Origin of the sequence: Paenibacillus silvestris (genome assembly GCF_009882985.1) — a bacterium.
GTDB classification, from domain to species: domain Bacteria; phylum Bacillota; class Bacilli; order Paenibacillales; family NBRC-103111; genus Paenibacillus_E; species Paenibacillus_E silvestris.
Genome location: NZ_WTUZ01000035.1, coordinates 19424 through 41106, shown reverse-complemented (window position 1 = coordinate 41106; position 21683 = coordinate 19424). Strand labels below are relative to the sequence as shown.

At 46.0% G+C, this 21683-nt stretch carries 18 protein-coding genes; 9 read left to right on the top strand and 9 right to left on the bottom strand.

The genetic code is table 11. The features are described 5' to 3' along the window. Positions 1–3: 3 nt before the first annotated feature. Together GQF01_RS27075 and GQF01_RS27070 are read right to left on the bottom strand one after the other, a co-directional pair. The gene (locus GQF01_RS27075) at positions 4–810 is read right to left on the bottom strand and encodes a DUF1700 domain-containing protein (RefSeq protein ID WP_161410072.1); all 807 of its coding nucleotides are present in this window, start codon (positions 808–810) and stop codon (positions 4–6) included. Positions 811–938: 128 nt separating this feature from the next. Then, positions 939–2381 (bottom strand): VanW family protein, encoded by a 1443-nt coding sequence (locus GQF01_RS27070; protein ID WP_161410071.1) that lies wholly within the window; start codon positions 2379–2381, stop codon positions 939–941. 252 nt (positions 2382–2633) lie between these two features. Between GQF01_RS27070 and ftsE the strand changes: the two genes are divergently transcribed. The 5 genes from ftsE to GQF01_RS27045 all read left to right on the top strand — a co-directional run bounded on the left by ftsE (position 2634) and on the right by GQF01_RS27045 (position 8667). Further along, entirely contained in the window at positions 2634–3320 is a 687-nt protein-coding gene (gene ftsE / locus GQF01_RS27065; RefSeq protein ID WP_161410070.1) for a cell division ATP-binding protein FtsE, read from the top strand. Next, positions 3310–4227 (top strand): permease-like cell division protein FtsX, encoded by a 918-nt coding sequence (gene ftsX, locus GQF01_RS27060; RefSeq protein ID WP_161410069.1) that lies wholly within the window; start codon positions 3310–3312, stop codon positions 4225–4227. Before ftsE ends, ftsX begins: the two co-directional genes overlap by 11 nt. 284 nt (positions 4228–4511) lie before the next feature. Beyond that, positions 4512–5702, top strand: a complete 1191-nt coding sequence (locus GQF01_RS27055) for a murein hydrolase activator EnvC family protein (protein ID WP_161410068.1) — start codon at positions 4512–4514, stop codon at positions 5700–5702. A 91-nt stretch (positions 5703–5793) separates the two neighbouring features. After that, the gene (locus GQF01_RS27050; RefSeq protein WP_161410106.1) at positions 5794–7257 is read left to right on the top strand and encodes a S41 family peptidase; all 1464 of its coding nucleotides are present in this window, start codon (positions 5794–5796) and stop codon (positions 7255–7257) included. A gap of 126 nt (positions 7258–7383) precedes the next feature. Continuing rightward, positions 7384–8667 (top strand): PDZ domain-containing protein, encoded by a 1284-nt coding sequence (locus GQF01_RS27045; RefSeq protein WP_161410067.1) that lies wholly within the window; start codon positions 7384–7386, stop codon positions 8665–8667. Between the two features lie 45 nt (positions 8668–8712). On the opposite strand, the gene GQF01_RS27040 is transcribed toward GQF01_RS27045, so the two are convergent. Then, entirely contained in the window at positions 8713–9534 is an 822-nt protein-coding gene (locus tag GQF01_RS27040) for an OmpA/MotB family protein (RefSeq protein ID WP_161410066.1), read from the bottom strand. After that, the gene (locus GQF01_RS27035; protein WP_161410065.1) at positions 9518–10318 is read right to left on the bottom strand and encodes a flagellar motor protein; all 801 of its coding nucleotides are present in this window, start codon (positions 10316–10318) and stop codon (positions 9518–9520) included. The genes GQF01_RS27040 and GQF01_RS27035 overlap by 17 nt, the downstream gene beginning before the upstream one ends. Positions 10319–10613: 295 nt before the next feature. On the opposite strand from GQF01_RS27035, the gene uvrB reads away from it, so the two are divergent. The 4 genes from uvrB (at position 10614) to GQF01_RS27015 (ending at position 16750) form a co-directional block, all read left to right on the top strand. Beyond that, on the top strand, positions 10614–12611 hold the full coding sequence (uvrB, locus tag GQF01_RS27030) for an excinuclease ABC subunit UvrB (protein ID WP_161410064.1): 1998 nt from the start codon (positions 10614–10616) through the stop codon (positions 12609–12611). Between the two features lie 36 nt (positions 12612–12647). Continuing rightward, positions 12648–15530 (top strand): excinuclease ABC subunit UvrA, encoded by a 2883-nt coding sequence (uvrA, locus tag GQF01_RS27025; protein ID WP_161410063.1) that lies wholly within the window; start codon positions 12648–12650, stop codon positions 15528–15530. A gap of 568 nt (positions 15531–16098) precedes the next feature. Continuing rightward, on the top strand, positions 16099–16260 hold the full coding sequence (locus tag GQF01_RS27020) for a hypothetical protein (protein ID WP_161410062.1): 162 nt from the start codon (positions 16099–16101) through the stop codon (positions 16258–16260). A 286-nt stretch (positions 16261–16546) separates the two neighbouring features. Next, positions 16547–16750, top strand: a complete 204-nt coding sequence (locus GQF01_RS27015) for a DUF2759 family protein (RefSeq protein WP_161410061.1) — start codon at positions 16547–16549, stop codon at positions 16748–16750. Between the two features lie 113 nt (positions 16751–16863). Here GQF01_RS27015 and GQF01_RS27010 read toward each other — a convergent pair whose 3' ends face one another. The 5 genes from GQF01_RS27010 to GQF01_RS26990 form a co-directional block, all read right to left on the bottom strand. Further along, a complete protein-coding gene (locus GQF01_RS27010; RefSeq protein WP_161410060.1) occupies positions 16864–17832 on the bottom strand; it encodes a sugar phosphate isomerase/epimerase family protein in 969 nt (322 codons plus the stop codon). A 48-nt stretch (positions 17833–17880) separates the two neighbouring features. Continuing rightward, positions 17881–19035 carry an MBOAT family O-acyltransferase gene (locus tag GQF01_RS27005; protein WP_161410059.1) on the bottom strand — a complete coding sequence of 385 codons (1155 nt, stop codon included), beginning with the start codon at positions 19033–19035 and terminating at the stop codon, positions 17881–17883. 117 nt (positions 19036–19152) lie between these two features. Beyond that, positions 19153–20043 (bottom strand): hypothetical protein, encoded by an 891-nt coding sequence (locus GQF01_RS27000; protein WP_161410058.1) that lies wholly within the window; start codon positions 20041–20043, stop codon positions 19153–19155. A 133-nt stretch (positions 20044–20176) separates the two neighbouring features. Further along, positions 20177–21376 carry a class-II aminoacyl-tRNA synthetase family protein gene (locus tag GQF01_RS26995; RefSeq protein WP_235960537.1) on the bottom strand — a complete coding sequence of 400 codons (1200 nt, stop codon included), beginning with the start codon at positions 21374–21376 and terminating at the stop codon, positions 20177–20179. 7 nt (positions 21377–21383) lie between these two features. Next, entirely contained in the window at positions 21384–21641 is a 258-nt protein-coding gene (locus GQF01_RS26990) for an acyl carrier protein (protein ID WP_161410057.1), read from the bottom strand. Positions 21642–21683 lie beyond the last annotated feature (42 nt).

Sequence of the window (21683 nt, the reverse complement as noted above, 5' to 3'; positions counted from 1 at the left end):
GGCTTAAGCCCCCTTAATTAATTTGGCGTTGAATTGAATGTACGTCCAGCTGAGTTTGAAAAACATTTTGAGCAGCCAGGTACTGAGCGTCGTAAGAATGACTCCTAAACCGAAGCAAGCTAGCATAGTAAACCCAATGAACTGCAGATCGCTGCCGACGTGTTCCATAAAGCTGCCAAGCATACCGGCGATTGGAGCGACGATTAGCGCAAAGCCCGATGCAAATAGCGCAATTAACGCTGCCAAGATGCCGAACCATGGACCGACAACGAACAGGAGATTGAAAAATCCCAGCGCAATGCTGACGATAATCGCCTTAAGTCCTGTTTCCTGCCTAGCCGGATAGGGGTAGGGAGGTTGCTGCGCATAGTATGGATTCCCATGAGGAGGCGGCGTGTAAGGTGGAGGGGTATAGCCCCCAGCTTCTGGCGCCTGTTTAGGTACCGCTGCCGGCTCGGGTCTCGTATATGTTTTCTCTAGTGGTGGAGCTTTAGGTGCTGGAGGAGCTTTAGGCGTTGGAGGCGCTTGTGGTGCTATAGGCGCTTGAACAGATTGAGCAGGTTGAGGAGCTGGCTCCTGTTTGGCACTTTTTGCGGGCTCTGAATTGCTGGTATTTGATACATCTTTCTGAGCATCCCAGTTAGGAACCCGCGGATAACCTAGCGACTGTGCCACCTCATCCTCGTGCTTGCCGTTCTCAACCGCTTTTTGGAACAATTCCTCGTAGACAGATAATATATTTTGGCGCTCCTTCTCTGGAAGTCCGCGCAGTCGATAGTTTAGTTCTTTGAAATAATCGATTTTGCTCATCGTCAATCCTCCTTATCTCGTATTGCGTATTCTTATCATAATAAAAAAAAGTCATAATGACCTAGTAACTACAGTCACATGACCTTTACATATTTTACACGTTTCATGACTTAAAATAGTCACAAAGCTTACCGGAAGGAAGGCCCTTTGACGCCGTCTTCCAAAATAGGCTGAGGTGACTCGGGGGTGTCGCCTAATTCCGGTTTGATATCACCTCGGTTAGAGGCGACTAAGGTTGGTACAGGAGAATACTGATCCTTCGAGACGAGTTCTTTGCTGACGAAAACGCCGTTTTCTCTTTTGATCCGATAGGTTTCAACTTTATATCCTGCTTTACCTTTGCTGATTGGCCGAGTAGCTCCTGGAGCTAGCGTTGTGTTATGCAGGTATTTAATAGGCGGTTGAATGGTTTCTATGATGTTGGATTCTATGTCATAGGATATCGAGGGAGACATGTGCCCGAACAGCTTGACGGTTACGTCGCGATCCGTTGTGACAGTTCGAATCAATAAATAGGCGTCGGTATTGTTGCGAAATTTGAAATTGATGTAGCCATTGGCGAAAGTCGCATCTTGTCCGAGCGTGACATAACTGACGGGCAGAGAGTGGTTACGACGCTCAACAATAGCGAGTCCACTTCGCAGAACAGCATTGTACAAGGTTGTCGATACTTGGCATATACCACCGCCAATACCAGGAACGAGCTTGCCATTAAGGATAACCGGTGCTTCTTTATAGCCAAACTGGGTTTCTGTCTGTGCAATGATTTTGCTGTAATCGAACGTTTCTCCTGGAGCCATGAGCAAATCTTGAATGGACGCGGCTGTGGATCGAATATTGTGAATGCGCCCTTCGCCAGAAGCGGGAAATGTGGTAGTAAACTCTGAGATTTTGCGATCAATACCTTGCTGTTTTAAGGTTGCCACGGTCACTGTGGGACCTTGCTCGTACAAGGGAAGCGTCAACCGAACTGGAGCAGCATTGTAAATATAGGAAATAGAGGGTGCGACTTCTTGCAAATGTTCCCCCAAATGTATGGTATCGATGCGGAGTACTTTGTGTTCCGGTTCATAATTAAGCGTGTCCTGAGAGGTCACGATTCGCTTGGCAGGTGCTGGCTGCTGATTGTAAAGATCCTTCCAGGCTTCTTTGACCGCGGCGCTCAACTGCTCGTCATTCACGGTAACCTCAAGCGGAATATCAGCCTGACGAAGCTCCCAGCGAGCTTTGATCCGCTGAAAGGGTGAGGCTTTGAACAACTGAGCCATAGATTGAGTGAGAGCATCGTCATGATATTCAACGCCTAACTGTCCAAGGGTCAATTGCCGATTGGCGATGTCCGGATAAGAAGTCTGCAATTGAATGGGAAAAGCAGAAAGCCGTTCAAGCCTCTCCTCGTATTGCTGCTCGAACGTATCGTAAGGCATGCCGCCGACGCGCCAGCCGGCAACCGTGAATTTCGGAGGCAATGTGCTCTGAGAACCATACAAGTATAGTGCGATGCTAATTGAGCTAAGTAGTCCTATAGTGATCGTCGTATAGAAGGTTACTTTTCTGATGAGGGGTGGCATGTACAGCGGCTCCTTTACATACGAATGAGTGAAAGCCTGTACTACCATATGTATCTTCCTCTTGATCAATTTATTACTAAAACCTTGCAACCCTTAAATGTGTACAAATCATGATATAATGACAGTAAACAACAGGAATTTTGAACGGTTTTAGAAGGAATTTCCGCTTTCGTGTCGAACTCCTTAAAGCTGTCTGTACAGCAGAGAGACTTTGGGCTCCGCTCAAGGATCCCTATACTAGGATGTGATATTGTGATCGAAATGCAGGACGTATGGAAAACGTACTCCAACGGTACTCATGCATTGAGAGGGATTAATGTAAAAGTAGACCGCAACGAGTTTGTCTATGTTGTCGGACCTTCCGGGGCTGGTAAATCGACATTTATGAAATTGATGTATAGAGAAGAAAGACCGACTAAGGGCCAGATTTTCGTGAATGGCTTCAATTTAGAGAAGCTGAAACAGCGTAAAATACCCTATTTACGTCGAAATATCGGAGTTATTTTCCAAGATTATCGCTTGCTGCCGAAACTGACCATTTTCGACAATGTCGCTTTTGCTATGGAAGTGATTGAAGCACCGAAGAAACAGATTAAGAAGCGCACAATGGAAGTGCTTGAACTTGTGAAGTTGAAGGACAAAGCGGGTTCCCTCCCCTCCCAATTATCCGGTGGTGAGCAGCAGCGTGTGGCCATTGCCCGGGCAATAATCAACAATCCATCCGTCATTATCGCTGATGAACCGACAGGTAATCTCGACCCTGACACATCATGGGGAATTATGAAGCTGATGGAGGAAATTAACTTCCGGGGTACGACAATCGTCATGGCTACGCATAACAAAGAAATCGTAAATACGATGCGTAAAAGAGTCATTGCAATCGAGAATGGCCTTATTGCTCGTGACCAGTTACGGGGGGAATACGGCTATGAAGATTAGTACATTCTCCCGGCACTTGCGGGAAGGTACGCGGAATGTTGTCAGGAACGGTTGGATGACGTTTGCATCGATCAGTTCGATCGCCATCTCGTTATTCATTTTAGGTATATTCGTGCTGATAACATTGAATGTAAATGATATTGCCAGCCAAATTGAGGATCAAGTTGAAATTAACGTGTACTTAGAGGTTAACACACCTCAGGATCAAATCACGGAACTCCAGGCCCAAATTCAAGGTATACAAGGTGTCAAAACGATCAAGTTCGTCTCGAAAGAAGAGGGACTTGTCTATTTGCGTCAAAAGCTAGGGGAAAGCGGCAAGGCTTTGCTTGATGGTTTTGAAGGTGAAAATAATCCGTTGAATGATGCATTCACGGTTGAAGTGGATGATCCCAGAAATGTAGCCGTGGTAGCGGATCAGATCAGCGCGATTAACACAGGCAAAGATCCAAAACCCATTTATAAAGTGAATTACGGCAAAGGGACGGTTGAAGCTTTATTCAAAGTAACGCAAATTGTTCGTTGGGTCGGCTTTGGGATTGTGATTTTACTCTCCTTTACGGCGGTTTTCTTGATTGCCAACACGATTAAAATTACGATTTTAGCCCGTCGCAAAGAAATTTCAATTATGAAAATGGTTGGAGCGACGAATTCGTTTATTCGTTGGCCGTTTTTTATAGAAGGAGCTTTACTCGGATTCGTGGGTTCTCTAATTCCTGCCTTAATTATCCTCGGAGGATACTGGAAGTTGCTGAACCTAAGTTCTTTAAACCTAAATTTATTGATGATTGAATTGACGCCTTTCGAGCAGATTGCTCCTACGATGATTGCTTTGTTGTTAGGTATTGGCATCGTCATCGGTGTCTGGGGATCCCTAATCTCCGTCCGCAAGTTCCTTTGCGTCTAGTAAGGAGGCTTTAAAAGCCGACTTTGATAACGAAGTTATTCTTGGTAGCTTACTCGGCATCGAATCTTGAATGAAAATGGGGTAGTCCGGTACTCATGTAGCTCGCTACACTCCGTTCCTCCTACTCCCATTTTCGTCCAACCCTCTCGGCTGAAAGCCGGGTTTTAAAGCTTTTATTTTTTTTCATAGATTCAAAGATTGAGAGATAAGAGATTGAGAGAGTAAGAGTCTTGTGATGAAGTCCAAATAAGCATCAGGTTGTTAATGATGAGGAGGCTACGTGCTTGAAGAAGAAGATTCTACCCTTGGTGATGTCACTTGGGATTGCTGCTTCGCTAGCAGTTCCATTCGCGGGTTATGCCGCATCCACAACGGATAAGATCGATCAGCAGTTGACTCAACTTAAGAAGCAGAAGGCAGAAGCTCAGCAGAAGGCGCAAGACGCCGAGAATCAAATAGATAAAGTGCATACGGAGAAGGACCAAGCCACCAAGGATATGAATACACTTGTTCAACAAGTGAATGAGGCTAGCAAAAAGCTCACGCTGTTGAATGAGCAAATTGATCAAGTTTCCGATGACTTAGAGGAAAACGGCAAGAAGTTGGATGAGGCGATAGCGCGAGTAGAAAGTCGCGATCAAATGCTGAAATCCCGCGTGCGTTTAATGTATATGAACGGTTTTGTTTCCTACATGGATGTGGTTCTGAGTGCTACTAGTTTTTCTGATTTCTTGAACCGAATTGAAGCTTTGAAATCTATTGTAAATCAAGATAAAGTCGTGCTAGAGGCGAATAAGAAAGATAAAGAGGTTGTCGCTCAGAAGAAGGTAGAGACAGAGCAGCAGCTCGAGAAGGTCAAAAAGCTATATGTCGATGCCGATGCCCTGAGAGACGATCTGCAGGCGAAGGAAAAAGCGAAAGAAGTCAAAATTGCTTCCCTCACGAAGCAAGAGAAGACTCTCGAAGATATTTCGGAAGAGAGCGATAAGTTAATTACGCAATTAGCGAAGCAAGAGGCGGATCTTCAGGCGAAGAAACGTGCTGCGAGCAAAGCGAAGTCTCCCTTTACGTACGCTGGAGGCAAGCTAGGCTATCCTTTGGCAGCGCAAGCGCCGCTTACCTCAGATTTTGTTAACCGGATTAACCCAGTTACAGGTAGAGCAGAGAATCATAAAGGCATTGATTTAGGCGCTCCAAAAGGGACAAGCATTCTAGCAGCGGAGAACGGCTCTGTTATTTATGCTTCGTGGATGAACGGCTACGGTAACTGCGTTATCGTCGATCACGGCAATGGTTTGTGGTCGCTATATGGGCATATTATGAATGATGGCATTTATGTCAAAGTCGGCGATACTGTCAAACGTGGGCAGAAGATTGCTGGTGTTGGCTCAACAGGACAATCGACAGGGAACCATTTACATTTCGAGGTTAGGCTGAATGAAACTCCGACTGATCCTAAACCGTTCTTGCGATAGGACAACTTGGTTATAAAACGGGAAGAGCTTGTCATATACTACAAACAAGCGAACCCATATGGGTTTTAGGAAAAAGGTGGTGAATCACGCTTTGCAATTCAAAGGACGCACGGTGATCGTTTTTGTTTTGTTAGCTATGTTTGCAAGCAGTATTGTTACATTGACGATAGTAGATCCAGCCTTCACATGGGGGCGTAGTGAGCAGCCAGCGGGTAGTGCAGCCGCCTCTACAGGATCTTCGGCAGGATTGTCGAGCAAGGATTTGAGTAAGATCTCAACAACCTTTCAACTGATCGAAAGTAAATATTTGAAACAGCCGGATCATGATAAGCTCGTTAACGGCGCGATCAACGGCATGCTGGAATCCTTGGAAGATCCATTCACGGTCTATATGGATCAGAAGGAAGCGAAGCAATTTGATGAAAGTATTACGTCCTCTTTTCAAGGCATAGGGGCAGAGGTTTCAATTGAAGAAGGTAAATTCGTCATCGTTTCTCCAATTAAAGGCTCTCCTGCGGAAAAGGCGGGCATTCAGTCCAAAGATGTCATCGTCTCTGTGAACGGCGAGAAGCTTGATGGCTTAACGCTTAACCAAGCGGTCATGAAGATCCGTGGTCCGAAAGGAACGCAAGCGAAGCTTGATCTTCTTCGACAAGGTGCTGGCGATCCGGTTCAAGTGATCGTAGTTCGCGATAATATTGACGTAGAAACCGTCTACGGAGAAATGATGCAGGATCAAATCGGGAAAATTGAGATTCGTCAGTTCTCCTCGAATACAGCAGTGCGCTTTGCGGAAGAACTGAAAAATCTTGAAGCCAAAGGGATGAAGGGACTCGTCATCGATGTTCGTAATGACCCAGGCGGTCTTCTGAACGTCGTTGTCGACATAGTCAATCCTTTCGTGAAAAGCGGCAAGCCGATCGTTCAAGTGGAGAATCGGGACGGCAAGCGGGAGCCAACGCCTTCTACGGGGACGGGCAAGAATTATCCGGTGACGGTACTAATCAATAAAGGCAGCGCGAGTGCCTCGGAGATTTTGGCAGGTGCCTTCCAAGAAGCGGTCGGAAGTAAAATTATCGGAGAAACTTCCTATGGGAAAGGGACGGTTCAAGTCACTTTCGAGAAGGAAATGGGTGACGGCAGCAATATCAAGATGACCGTGTACAAATGGTTGACGCCGAACGGCAATTGGATTCACAAGACAGGTATTCAACCGGACATTGCGGTGGAACAACCAGCGTATTTCAAAGCAGCACCGCTTTCGAAGAAAGTCTCTCTTAAACAAGATATGACGAGCGATGATGTGAAGAATTTGCAACTGATGCTGGCAGGGCTTGGTTTTAACCCGGAGCGTTCAGATGGATATTTCAATGAGAAAACAACGACAGCCGTGAAGGCTTTCCAACGGACGAACAGCTTGCCGATGACCGGTGAAGTGGATACAGAAACCGCGAACAAAATCGAGAAACTGCTGTTGGATCAAATTCGCGAGCCTAAGAACGATTTACAGTTGAAAGCCGCAATTGGACAAATTCAAAAGCAGCTTGGGAAATAATTATTAGCTAGATGTTGGAAATTCGCAGCGCAAGGCAGGAAAATGAGCCCTCGCAGTCGAAATAGAGTAGGAAGGGTGCTTCGGCAGCCTTCCTATTTTCTTTATATCGAGGAGACCGGAATCGTTATGGATGTTCTGATTCAACTCTTGGACAGACTGCTTCACGCGGTGGGGCAATTGTTTGCGAATCCTTTCTACTATATAGGTGTTTTATTTATTGTGCTGCATTACCGGAAGCAGATTCAAATGGAACGTAAGTTATTTCATACACGGTTGCATTCCTTGCTCAATGAGACGTGGAGAACGGTTTTTTGGGGCTGGATTGGCGGTGTGTGTGCCTCTGTACTGCTGCTGTTCGTCGGCGTAAACATGCAATTTGATGTGGTTATTTTATTGTGGGTCATTACTGTCATCCTCGTCTTGCTCAGAGTGAGATTCCTTTGTTTGGCCTATGCTGTAGGCATTCTGGGAGTCGCTCAAGTGATCTTGTTATGGATTCCTGATTTGGCTAATCTGAGAGAGACTGTGCCTATGCTGGAAACTGTCGAACGTGCGGACATTCCTTCTTTGCTGGTCATTGTTGCTGTTCTTCATCTGCTAGAGGGGATGCTCACTCAGTTCCAAGGAGTACGCATGGCGACACCATTATTTCTCGAGGGGAAACGCGGGCAAATCATTGGGGGCCAACAACTGCAAGGCTTCTGGCCAGTACCATTATTTTTGTTAGTCCCAATGACGGGTGGCAGCGATTTAAGTCTACCATGGGTAACATTGTTTGGTGCAAACCTCGCCTCAGGATGGACCTTGCTAGCCTTCCCGGCGATGATCGGATTCACGGAGCTAACGATCTCGAAACTACCACGCAAGCAAGCACGGGCAAGTGCTAACTTGCTCTATCTCTATGGCATTATCCTACTGGCTGCCGCGGTTGCTGCCCATTTCTGGTCAGTGATTGTGTTGCTGGGGGCCTTGCTAAGCATCGTATTGCATGAGGGATTGATTCGCTATAATCAATGGACAGAGGAGAAGCAAGTTCCTTTCTATGTCCATTCATCACGAGGGCTCATGGTGTTGTCTGTTGTTCCAAAAAGCCCTGCACAGGAAATAGGGATTCAAACTGGTGAAATCCTTCATAAAATTAATGGTCACAAAATTAGAACGAAAGCTGATTTGCATTTAGCTATGGGACTCAACTCCGCGTTCTGTAGGCTGGAAGTGTTGAATAAGGAAGGCGAGGTCCGCTTTCTGCAACGGGCGATTTATAACGGTGATCATCATCAATTAGGCATTATTTTAGCTCCGGACCAGGATGCGTTGTACTTCACAGAGCATAGACCGGTGCACCTTTTTTCCTATTTGCGCGGGAAATTAACAGGTTTGCTAACGAATGATTCAACGAAATCCATGTAAAAAAGAAGACCCTATCTCTCTTAGCTGAGAGGAAGGGTCTTTCGCTTATTTGGGAACATTGGTTGGATTTAGTCCATCGCGCAGAACAATAATTTCAACGCGGCGGTTTTTGCTGCGGTTTTCATCGTTGTCGTTTGGAACTTTGGGCATGGTATCCGCATAGGCTGTCGCTATGAATTTGTTGTCATCAAGCTTAGCTGTATCACTGAAATAGCGCAGCACCGAGAGGGAACGAGCGAACGAGAGTCCCCAGTTATCCTTGAAGGGCGAGCCTGTCGCAAGTGGTAAATCGTCGGTGTGGCCTTCAATGCTTACTTTACTGTTTAGCGTCGGGAAGAGCGAAGCGAGCTTTTGCAGAATAGGGGCCGACGCACCTTTGAGATCTGCTTTTCCTAGATCAAATAAGAACAGATCATTCAGTGTAATTGCTACACCGCGCTCTGTATCACTGGCGGATACTTGCGCCTCCAGATTTTGATCCTTGATGTAAGCTTGTACTTGCTTCAAAAGATCTTGAAGTTCTTTCTCACGCTTTTCTTTCTCGTTCTCATCAGGTTTTGTTTTATCTTTTTCTTCCTTTTGATCATCAAGATTTTGCTTCGTGTAGTCTTTGTCTTTGCTGTCTGAGTCGCCCTGCTTCGGAGTCATTTGGCCGCTGATTCCCTTTCCTTTGTCCAAAACAGAATCGGCTTTCTGGAACTGCAGGTTTAATACTTGCGCCAGAACGGCATACTTTTGAACATCGACCTTACTCATCGCATACATAATAATGAAGAAAACGAGCAGAAGGGTGATTAAGTCAGCATAGGTAATGAGCCATCTTTCATGATTGACGTGCTCTTCTTGCTTCTTACTTCTCCTCGCCATAATCGGCTTCCTCCTCTACAACTGGAGCTTTTTTGGACGATTTCTCGTGGAGGAAGGAAGTCAGTTTTTTCTTAATTAATTGCGGGTTCTCACCAGCTTGCAGGGCAAGAATACCTTCAAGCATCAGTTCCATTTCGGCAACCATTTCTTTACCGCGCACTTTAATCTTGGTCGCAAGCGGCAGATAGATTAAGTTGGCGCTCATAACACCATATAGAGTAGCTGTGAAGGCAACTGCGATGGCTGGGCCGAGACTCGAGGGATCTTCAAGATTGCCGAGAACGTGAATCAGTCCCATAACGGTTCCGATAATCCCCATCGTTGGCGCATAGCCGCCTCCAGCTTCGAATATTTTGGCCATATTATCAACCTGGTGCTCAATTGCATCCATTTCAAGCTCGAGAATTTGTCTGGTTAATTCGGGATCAGTTCCATCTACAACCATTAGCAAACCGTCTTTCAAGAAAGGATTGGTATGCTCCTGAGCGCGCTGCTCGAGAGCAAGTACACCTTCTCTTCGTGCAATAGAAGCCATGTCCACTAATTCTTCAATTGTAGCTGCTGGATTTCTCTTTACTTCTTTGAATGCAATGCCCAGAGCTTTGGGGATCTTCGCCAGAATAGAAAGAGGGAAACTGACCGCTACCGCTCCAAATGTTCCGCCGAAAACAATTAACATGGCGCTCGGGATAATCAAAGAATTAATGTGGCCGCCATCCCACATGTAACCGCCAATCAAACCTACAAGACCTAAGACTAAACCTAAAACCGTTGTCAAATCCATGACTGTACCACTCCTATTTAGCATAAAAAGAATTGGGGGCCCTACAAGTTGCCTGATGAAAGTGTGTTATGATTCTCTTGATGAGGGATTCAGGCTGTAACAGATATTGCCGTTTGCATCAAAGATTTAAAAAGAGTATAATGGGAAAACCAGAACAAACATTCTTATGATGAATTCCAAATGTTGTCATCATATATGTACGACAGGTTCCATAACTTTCTTTATCGGAAATTACAAAAAGAAAATGAATAGGATAAAAGTTCGATTTATTACCAATAAGTGTAGGTGATTATGGATGAGTGAACTTGTTAAGAGCTCTAAGAAATTTGAGCTTGTTTCTGATTTTGCTCCACAAGGGGATCAACCCCAAGCAATTGAAGAGATCGTTCAAAGTATTCAAGCCGGCAATAGACATCAGACGCTCCTAGGAGCTACGGGAACAGGGAAAACGTTCACAGCCGCGCAAGTTATTGCGAAGTTGAACCGTCCTACCTTGATTATTGCGCACAATAAAACATTGGCCGCACAGCTGTGCAGCGAATTTAAAGAGTTTTTCCCCCACAACGCCGTCTCCTATTTCGTGAGTTACTATGATTACTACCAGCCAGAAGCCTACATTGCCTCCTCCGACACCTACATCGAGAAAGATTCCAGCATCAATGAAGAGATCGACAAGCTTCGCCACTCAGCGACCAGTTCCTTATTTGAGCGCCGTGACGTTATTATCGTTGCGAGTGTGTCGTGTATTTACGGCTTAGGTTCGCCGATAGAGTATGGCAATTTGCTGCTTTCTTTACGTGTGGGGATGGAGAAATCACGCAATGAGATATTACACAAGCTTGTGGATATTCAATATCAACGGAATGATTTGAACTTTGTCCGCGGGACGTTTCGCGTACGCGGGGATGTTGTTGAGATTTTCCCAGCTTCGCATGGTGAACAAGCGGTTAGGGTGGAATTGTTCGGTGACGAAATCGAGCGGATCACGGAGATCAATGTTCTGACGGGCGAGATTGTCGGCGAACGCGATCATATCGCGATTTTCCCAGCATCTCACTTTGTGACGCACGAGGATACCATGAAACGCGCGCTTGTGAACATTGAGCGGGAATTGGATGAGCGCCTTGTCGAGCTGAAAGAGCAGGGCAAACTGCTTGAAGCGCAGCGACTGGAACAGCGGACGCGCTATGATATGGAAATGATGCAGGAGATGGGCTTCTGCTCAGGCATTGAGAATTACTCAGGGCCACTGACATTCCGTGAGCGCGGAGCAACACCGTATACGCTGATTGATTATTTCCCAGATGACATGCTGTTCATGGTGGATGAGTCTCATGTGTCGTTGCCGCAAATTCGCGCTATGTATAATGGAGATAGAGCTAGAAAAGAAGTGCTGGTTGACCACGGCTTCCGCTTGCCCTCTGCCCTGGATAATCGTCCATTGCGCTTCGAGGAATTCGAGGAGAAAGTTAATCAGATTTTATATATATCAGCAACACCGGGACCTTACGAATTAGAGCATTGCCCTCAAATGACACAGCAGATTATTCGTCCTACGGGCTTGTTAGATCCAATTATTGAAGTCAGACCGACGAAGGGTCAAATCGATGACTTGATTGCTGAGATTCATGATCGGATTCGGAAAGACGAGCGTGTGCTCGTTACGACACTGACGAAGAAAATGTCAGAGGATTTGACGGATTATTTCAAAGAAATCGGTATTAAAGTTCGATATTTGCATTCGGATATCAAAACGTTTGAGCGGATGCAAATTTTACGTGATTTGCGTTTGGGTACCTTCCATGTGTTAATTGGGATTAATTTGCTCAGGGAAGGGCTTGATTTGCCGGAGGTATCACTTGTTGCCATTTTGGATGCGGACAAAGAAGGATTTCTGCGTTCAGAGCGCTCCTTGATTCAAACCATTGGACGCGCAGCGCGTAACTCTGATGGCCGGGTTATTATGTATGGAGATAAGATTACGGACTCCATGGAGAAAGCTATTCGTGAAACGAGCCGCCGCCGCAGCATTCAGGAAGCTCACAATGAGAAGAATGGGATCACACCGCAAACGATCGCTAAGAAAATCCGCGATGTCATCGAAGCTACGAAGGTAGCTGAACAGAAGGCGGATTACTTGTCCGATGTGAAGGGCGCGAAGATGTCGAAGAAAGACCGCGCTTCCTTGATCGAACGTTTGGAAGGCGAAATGAAAGAAGCTGCGAAGAATTTGCAGTTCGAACGGGCGGCACAGCTGCGTGACGCTATTATGGAAATGAAAGCTGAAGCCTAAGAGGGCTTCAGCCTCACATAGGAGAGGAAGGTTACCGTGTCTAGAGATCAAATCGTCATTAAAGGAGCTAGAGCTCATAATCTAAAAAATATCGATGTTACGATTCCGCGCGATAAGTTCGTTGTTCTAACAGGCTTAAGCGGCTCGGGCAAGTCGTCGTTGGCCTTTGATACGATTTATGCCGAAGGTCAGCGCAGATACGTTGAATCATTGTCTGCATACGCCAGACAATTTCTAGGCAACATGGATAAGCCGGATGTAGATTCGATTGATGGTCTATCACCGGCTATTTCTATTGATCAGAAGACAACAAGCCGAAATCCGCGCTCCACTGTGGGAACCGTTACGGAGATTTATGACTACTTACGGTTGTTATATGCGCGTATTGGGCGACCGCATTGTCCGACGCACGGCATAGAGATTACATCCCAAACCGTAGAGCAGATGGTAGACCGTATTATGGAGTATCCGGAGCGCACCAAACTTCAGATTCTAGCTCCTCTTGTTTCAGGACGCAAAGGCGAACACACGAAACTTTTTACCGACGTTCAGAAACAGGGCTTCGTAAGGGTGCGTGTGAATGGAGAGACTATCGATCTTTCTGAGAAGATTGAACTCGACAAGAATAAGAAGCACACAATTGATGTTGTTGTTGACCGCATTGTCATCAAAGAGGATGTGCAAACACGCCTTGCTGACTCTTTAGAAACAGCGCTTAAGCTCGCGAATGGACGAGTTATTGTTGACATTATCGATAAAGAAGAGCTGATGTTCAGTCAGAATCTGGCTTGTCCAGAATGTGGTTTTAGTGTGGAAGAACTGGCACCAAGGATGTTCTCCTTTAACTCCCCGTTCGGGGCTTGCCCGGAATGTGATGGACTGGGCAGCCAGATGATTGTCGACCCAGAACTATTAGTCCCGGATATGAAGCTGACGATTGAAGAGGGTGCGTTCGAAGCTTGGGCCGGCAGCACGTCCAACTATTATCCGCAGTTTCTTGCAGCGGTTTGTGAGCATTATTCAATTCCTCGCGATGTCTCCGTATCGGAACTTACTAGTGAGCAGATGAAAGTCATTCTCTATGGGACAGGTGGAGAGAAGATCCGCTTCCGCTACGAGAATGATATGGGAGCAACGAAGGAAGCGTTGGTACCATTTGAAGGTATCATTCGCAACCTGGAACGCAGATTCAAAGATACATTCTCTGAGGGCATCAGAGAGCATATCCAGACTTACATGAGCACGAAGCCTTGTCCGAAGTGCAAAGGGCAGCGTCTGAAGCCAGAAACACTTGCAGTGACAATCAACGGCAAGAACATTGCTCACGCGACATCACTATCAATCGGAGATGCGGAAGAATGGTTTAATGGGCTTGATCTGAACGAGAGAGACCTCACCATTGCGAACCTGATTCTCAAAGAAATCAGGGCACGCCTAGGATTCCTAGTGAATGTTGGTCTTGACTACTTAACGATGCATCGTGCAGCGGGCACGTTGTCAGGGGGAGAGGCGCAGCGTATTCGACTCGCTACGCAGATTGGCTCCAGCTTAATGGGTGTTCTTTATATTTTGGATGAGCCTAGCATTGGGCTGCATCAGCGGGATAATACGCGTCTAATTCAGACGCTTGAACATATGCGTAACCTAGGTAATACGTTGATCGTCGTTGAACATGATGAAGACACGATGATGGCAGCAGATTACATTATCGATATCGGACCCGGTGCAGGTATTCACGGGGGGCAAGTCATCGCTCAAGGTACGCCTACAGAGCTTATGGCGGACGAGAACTCGCTTACCGGTCAGTACCTTAGCGGGAAGAAATTTATCCCGATTCCTGCAACGCGCCGCAAGCCGAATGGCAAGTGGATCGAAGTTAAAGGGGCCAAAGAGAACAATTTGCGCAATGTTTCGGCTAAAGTACCTCTAGGCGTATTTACTTGCGTAACAGGTGTGTCCGGTTCCGGTAAAAGTACATTAATTAATGAGATCCTCTTCAAAACGCTGGCACGCGATTTGAATGGAGCGAAGGTACGACCTGGCGAACACAAAGAAATCATCGGGCTTGAGCATATCGATAAGGTAATTGATATTGACCAATCGCCGATTGGCCGCACACCTCGTTCAAATCCAGCGACCTATACAGGTGTGTTTGATGACATCCGTGATGTGTACGCCAATACGAATGAAGCCAAGGTACGTGGCTACAAGAAGGGACGCTTCAGCTTTAACGTGAAGGGCGGCCGTTGTGAGGCTTGTCGCGGAGATGGCATTATTAAGATCGAGATGCATTTCTTGCCAGACGTTTACGTGCCTTGTGAAGTATGCAAAGGCAAGCGATATAATCGTGAGACGATGGAAGTGAAATATAAAGGCAAAAGCATTTCGGAAGTGCTCGAGATGACGATCGAGGACGGCTGTGAGTTCTTCAAGAACTTACCGCGGATCCATCGTAAGCTGACGACGCTTCTAGATGTGGGGTTGGGCTACATGACACTTGGCCAACCGGCAACGACGCTGTCCGGTGGCGAAGCCCAGCGCGTGAAGCTCGCGGCGGAGCTGTACCGACGCAGCACAGGCAAGACGATCTATATCTTGGATGAGCCCACTACTGGGCTTCACATCCACGATATCGATCGTCTGCTGAAGGTGCTTCACCGCCTCGTAGAGAGCGGTGAAACCGTACTTGTCATCGAGCATAACCTCGATGTGATCAAGACGGCGGACCACCTCATCGATCTAGGCCCTGAAGGCGGCAGCCGAGGTGGTCTGATCGTGGCTTCCGGTACGCCGGAAGATGTTGTGAAGGTGGCCGGCTCTTATACCGGCCAGTACTTGAAGCCGATCCTTGAACGGGATCGGGAGCGCTCGGAGAACTATGCGAAGCGGTTAGCAGTGTTGGAAGAATCGGTCGGCTAAGTGGCCGAATGGAAGCGAGGTCTCACGGATGAATGCCGTGGGGCCTTTTTCTATTGGATGGAGGGGCATCGCCCTCCAATATCCGAACGCGTCACGAATATTTTCGCTAACGTTGCATCGCGACGAATTTTGAGTGGGAACTATGGTCCGTTATTTCTAGGAATAGCCATGTTTCCGGATGGTTGGCGGAACTCTGTTCCTCTAATACACCAAACAAAGCATTATTTGATAGATTCTTCGTTAAATAGGAGCCTGTAGTTCCCCTCAGGCATGAAATCACACTATTTTACTCGAATAAGACCCTATAGTTCTGTTTCATCTCTTGCTGGACTCTCAGCTATTTCCAAAATAATCTTATCCGCGCTCATTCGTCAGAATTTTCATAATTCCGACTAATTTACCATGGGTTTTGTTAATACTTAATTGGATTCGACAATTTAACCCTCTATCAAAAAATAAGTGAATAGTCCTATAATTAAGATAGTAATTGCAACACGACACACCTAGCTGACTATTCAGGAACGAGAGATATAAGCTGTACAAATCTATTACTTCATGGAGGATTGCTATGAAACCGACGTTAGACATACAGGAGATTGTATCTGCTTTAGGAATAGATCCATTTCGCTTTTTGGACTGGCAGGAAAAAGAGATAGGGCTGAAGGATCAGCCAACGATACCAATCGAGGAGCATAAAGACACACTTTCAGCTTATGGATTAATGGCGTAGGAAGTAGTTCTATACATATAATAGTCAGCTAAACCCGGATGTCTTTCATAGACATTCGGGTTCTTTGATATTGACTCAATAGGAGCTGTTATAAAGGGGTAAAAAGAAGGGCATTTTAACCTTTAAGGTGTAATATTTTCCGCATAAGGTGGTTAATCTAACCAAAAGGTGACAAACTTGTTACACATGCGTCTAATCACTTGCATCTAGTGTCCAATCAAGCTAACATAGAATTAAAATAGCAGGACGTGTGCCTTGCACCGAGTTATCAGAAGGAGGTTTCACCATGTTATTCGCGGAAGAAGCAGCAGCAACAACAAGCACGTATACCAGCTTTGATATTTACGTTTTGATTTTCACTGTGATTATTGCTATTGCAGTCATCAGACAATTGATGTCTCCCAAAAAAAACTTATTCGCCCTAGGATTCGCGGTAGTTTCCTTGCTCGTATTCGGCCTTATGGATTATGTCATGATCTCAGGCTGGTAATTCAGAGCTAACCCATGCTTCACAAGATAAAAAGCCCACAGGACCAAGATCGTAAGATCATCGGCGCCTGCGGGCTTTTTTTATGGTTAGGGAGGGGCTGAGCGGCTAACCGCTTATACCCACCACATTTCTCCAAGCGGCTCTTTGATAAGAACTTGTTGAAGGTTTTGAACAGCTTTCGAGAAGCCTTCTTCAACGGACATCAGTCCGTCTTCGTGCTCGATGCTCACAACATAGTCGTATCCGACAAGACGCAATGCGCTGATGATGTCAGCCCATACTTTCATGTCATGACCGTAGCCAACGGAGCGGAACTGCCATGCACGATCCAGCATGTTTGCATAGGACTGCATGTCCGTAACACCATAACGGTTTACATTGTTAACATCCATGGATGTGTCTTTCGCGTGGAAATGGTGAATCGCTCCTGCGCGGCCGAGAATTTGTACGGCTTGTACAGGGTCAATTCCTTGCCACCACATGTGACTCGGGTCAAGGTTGGCACCAATCGCGTCACCAGCTGCTTCACGCAGACGGAGAAGGGTAGCTGGTGTATGTACGGAGAATCCACCGTGCAGTTCCAGGCCAATTTTGATATTACGGTCAGAGGCATATTTACCTGTTTCCGTCCAGTAAGGAATGACTTTATTTCCCCACTGCCAGTCAAGAATCTCTTGGAAATCGTTCGGCCATGGAGCTACAGGCCAGTTCGGATATTTGGCATCCTCGTGGTCGCCAGGGCAGCCTGAGAAGGTGTTAACGACAGGGACTTCAAGGCGCTCAGCAAGATCAATCGTTTGTATAATAGCATCGTGGAATTCTTTCGCAATTTGTTTTTGCGGGTGCAGCGGGTTTCCGTGAACGCTTAATGCACTAATCGTCAAACCACGGGATTCTACCGCATGTTTAAAAGCTTTTAATTTCCCAGCATCAGCAAGCAGCTCAATCGGGTTACAGTGCGCATTCCCAGGGTAGCCCCCAGTACCAATTTCGACAGCTTCTAAGCCTTTAGAAGCAACATAGTCGAGAGCTTCCTCCAAGGGTTTTCCACCGAACAGAACCATAAAAACGCCTAACTTCATTAGGTACACCTCCATAAATGGTAAACAGCCAAACAAATTATACCACTATCATCCTGTAAAATGAAGCAAGCCTTTATAGATCCGCAAGACCGTTTCATAATTGGAACTATAAATGATAACGGAGAACGTCACCAAGACTTGCGTCACGAAACAGCGGAAATAGAAATAGGTCTTAGAAACTTTCTTTTTATTTACCGTTGTAATTTTGAAAATGTTCTCGATCGCAAGAATGATCCCATGATAGAGGCCATAGAAGAAATAAAGCCATGTAAAACCATGCCACAAGCCCATCAAGACCATAATTAAGATGGACAAGCCCGAGGCAACCCAGCGGGAAGGCACCGTACGAGAAAAGAACATGAAGATATGATCACGGAAAAAATCACCCAACGTCGCATGCCAGTTACGCCAGAATTGTGTCATGGAAGGCGAGAGTAACGGTCGCTTGAAGTTCTCTGGCATCGTGTAGCCCATCAAACGCCCAAATCCGATCGCCATATCCGAGTAACCGGAGAAATCGAAGTAGATGAGCGCGTAGAACCAAACGAGCAGAAACAATGACTGATGTGTGTGTAAGTCTTGCTTCAGTACTTGATCGAAGACGTTGGTCATCCAAGTGACGACGACAATCTTTTTGAACAAGCCCAATATAATGCGTTTGACACTGTCTTCGAAGAGGGCAGCGTCTACCGTGTAGGGCTTCTTGCTGTCGGCCATAAAATCACGGAATTTCAAGATTGGACCTGAAGTAAACGTCGGGACAAACAACAGATAATTTGCATAATCGATGGCTGGTACTTGCCCGTCTTTTCCAAAGAAATAAGCGAAATAATAAGCATCGATTACTTTCAAGACATTATAGATGAGTCCTAGATATATAACGGTATCGAACAGGGGATTATGGAAAATTCCCATGATGAAAAGCCGAACACCTAGAAAAACGCCGATAATATTAGCGGCAAGCGCAAATATAAAGGTCGCTTTCCGCCAAAAGGTCGTGCGGCATAAGTACACGAATCCAGCGTAATTGATCACTGTGAAAGCAGCATAGAAAACAAGCAGCTTTTGACTGTAAAGCAGTAAAAAGCAGAGACTGAAGACAATCATCAGAATGCGTTTGTTGTCGGCCCACTTGCGGGTGAGCATCAGAACGACAACCATGCCAATCATAGCGATAATTGCGTTCATTTGCATATAAAACATAGCTTTAGAACTCCTCGCTTGGAAAGCCCGATTAGAATTTCTCGTAGATAAATAGGCCCTTACCGGTAAAATAAATGAAAACCAGACACAGCATCACGAGATAGATGAGGACTTCGGCTATTTTCCTAAGGATTTTAACCATGTGTCCACCTCCTTCGTAAATAGCGGAGCGCCTTCTTCGCGGTTTAAGTGTACAAGATCATGAAAATACTTGGGATCGTACGTATGCATCAAATCCAGCATGGGTACTCCAGCAGTTTTCAATTGGCCGTTTACCGCTTCCTTCAAGGACGCTACGTAAGGTGGATCGGCATAGCCTTTGTTCCACGGCATCCAGATGACTCGCAAACGAAGCTGGTGCTCCTCCGCATAGCGAATGACCCACTGCATGGCATCTAGATTGTCTTGGAAATCTTTCAAAGTCATACCGCCAAAACGTTTGTCGTAGTCGGTCCATTTTGACTGAAGGAAGGCGTCATCCTTACGGCCAGGATAGAGTTCTTTATCAATCCAGCGCGGCTCGTAGGCTAAACTACCTTTGCGTAAATTACGGACGAGTTCTTCCCCAGAATCACGGAAATAGTCACGGTAGGTGTAAATATAAGGCTGGTACCATGGTTTGAACCATTGATAGGTCGGATCAGTTTCGAGTGGGTCGAGCATCGTATGAACATCAATGCCAATCACGAGTTCATCTCGAACTTGGTACAAATTGTGCGAGAGAATTCCTTGCAGATCCGTGATCTTACCATAGGACAGCCCCATCTCCACCAAATGAGTATCGGACTTTTCTTCGATATAAGCACCAGTCACAGCTGAATTACCGAAGAAAACCGGACCCGATTGGGACCAGCCGTGGTGGTAGAGTGTTTTGGTAAAGTCGTTTTTGTAGAAACGGCGCGAGCTAGCCATCGGGTTCCACCAGGAGATGAGAAGGTCCGAAACGACGATCGCTAGCAGCAGGCCGAGCACGAAGCTATTCTTTTTAAGAAATGTGGCTGCTTTCAACGGAATCACTCATTATCTTGGATTAGGATGGGGCCCACAGCTGACTTCAAGCGATCAAAGGTCGGCGTGTGGGCCCAAGTAAGGATTTGAATAGAATAAGGGTCTACAGATGAAAAAGGGACTACCAAGCTTCTTACAGAGCCTTCTCCTGCCAAGCGTGATACTGCTCGCGGAAAGCGGCTGGCCATTGCTGCTGATCCAATCCATATTGCGCCAAGAACGCGAATGCCCAGCGCTCAATACCGAAACCAACACAGCCCGTAACCGCGTTGCGTTTGCCCATTTTAATATTAAACGCATTACCGAAGGTATTGCTATGGAAATTGACAGAAGAGCAGGCAATCGATTTCTTCACATGCGGAATCGTCAGACGCAGCTCGTATTTCATTTCTTGATTGCGTTGGAAGGAAGCTTTCACTTGGAAATCATTCGTGAAGAAAGGGTCATTCGCAATTTCCAACATGGAATCTACGTTCCATTCCACGGCTAATTCTTTGAGATATTCAATTGATTTCAAGCGATTTTCTTTGACGAAGTCAGGTTTGCCGACGAAAATGATTTCACGCATAGAGAAGTCGAGCAAACGGCCGAAATCGCTGTGGTTTTTGGATTCGAAGCGGTGGCACTTGGCTATCGCAGTTACTACGATGCCTTCACCCTCAAGTGTTTCATTCTCTAAACCCTCGTAGCAATGGTAGCAAGTAGAAGGATTCATCATGAAGTTAGGTTTCACCATGTTAGAATCAAGCTCTAACGGCTCATCTTGCTTCCAGCCGCCTGCATCACGAACGGATTGCGAGAACGATTCAATAACGTCCAAATCCTCACGCAAATGCGTAACGAAGTGAATATGCTCTGGGAATGACGTGAAGTGGTTCGTTTTGTTTAAAGTGTGGCTATGAATAACCGCTGGATATTGCTCTTCCTGCATGCCTTCAAAACGCTTCGCGATTTTCGTAACGAACGAGTAATCAAGGAAGCGCATCAAGCTGGAGAAAGGCTCACGGAAAATAAACAGGCCGGGCTCCAGAATCTTAATCGCTTTGCGCTCTACTAATTCAGCGATAATGTCGCCTTCATATGGCGTGTCCACTTTATTTTCGAATAAAATATTTTCTTTAAATCCGAAATCACCATGAGAGAAGCGTTCAATCAGACGTTCAACCCGTTCAGTAATGCCCTCATTGCCATTCGGCGAGTTGTGCGTAATGACGATGTGGCCATCAACAAGCGCGATATCTTGAATATGCTCATCAGCAAAGGCAGAGGCATATTTGACTTGTCCGTGCTGGCTTTCGGCTAAGCCTTCTAGAGAAATTTTACATGTCAACATGAGTAGGTTACCTCGCAGTCTTCTTGGAAATAAAATCGGCAATTTCGCTTACCGTGTTCATGGAGTACAGCATGAGATCTTGATTCGTCACTTGGATGTTATACGTCTTCTCAATGTGGGCGATCAGTGCTGTAGCACCGATGGAATCGATAAACCCATAATCGAACAAATGAACATCAACGTCAAAATCGTCATCGTCCTCGGCAATTTCATAACGCTCGCGAATATGCTGCTCAAGCTGCGCTAGTAAGTCTTCATTAGACATGATGGAAAGCCTCCTGGTTAATTGAAATTTATTGCTTTAAAT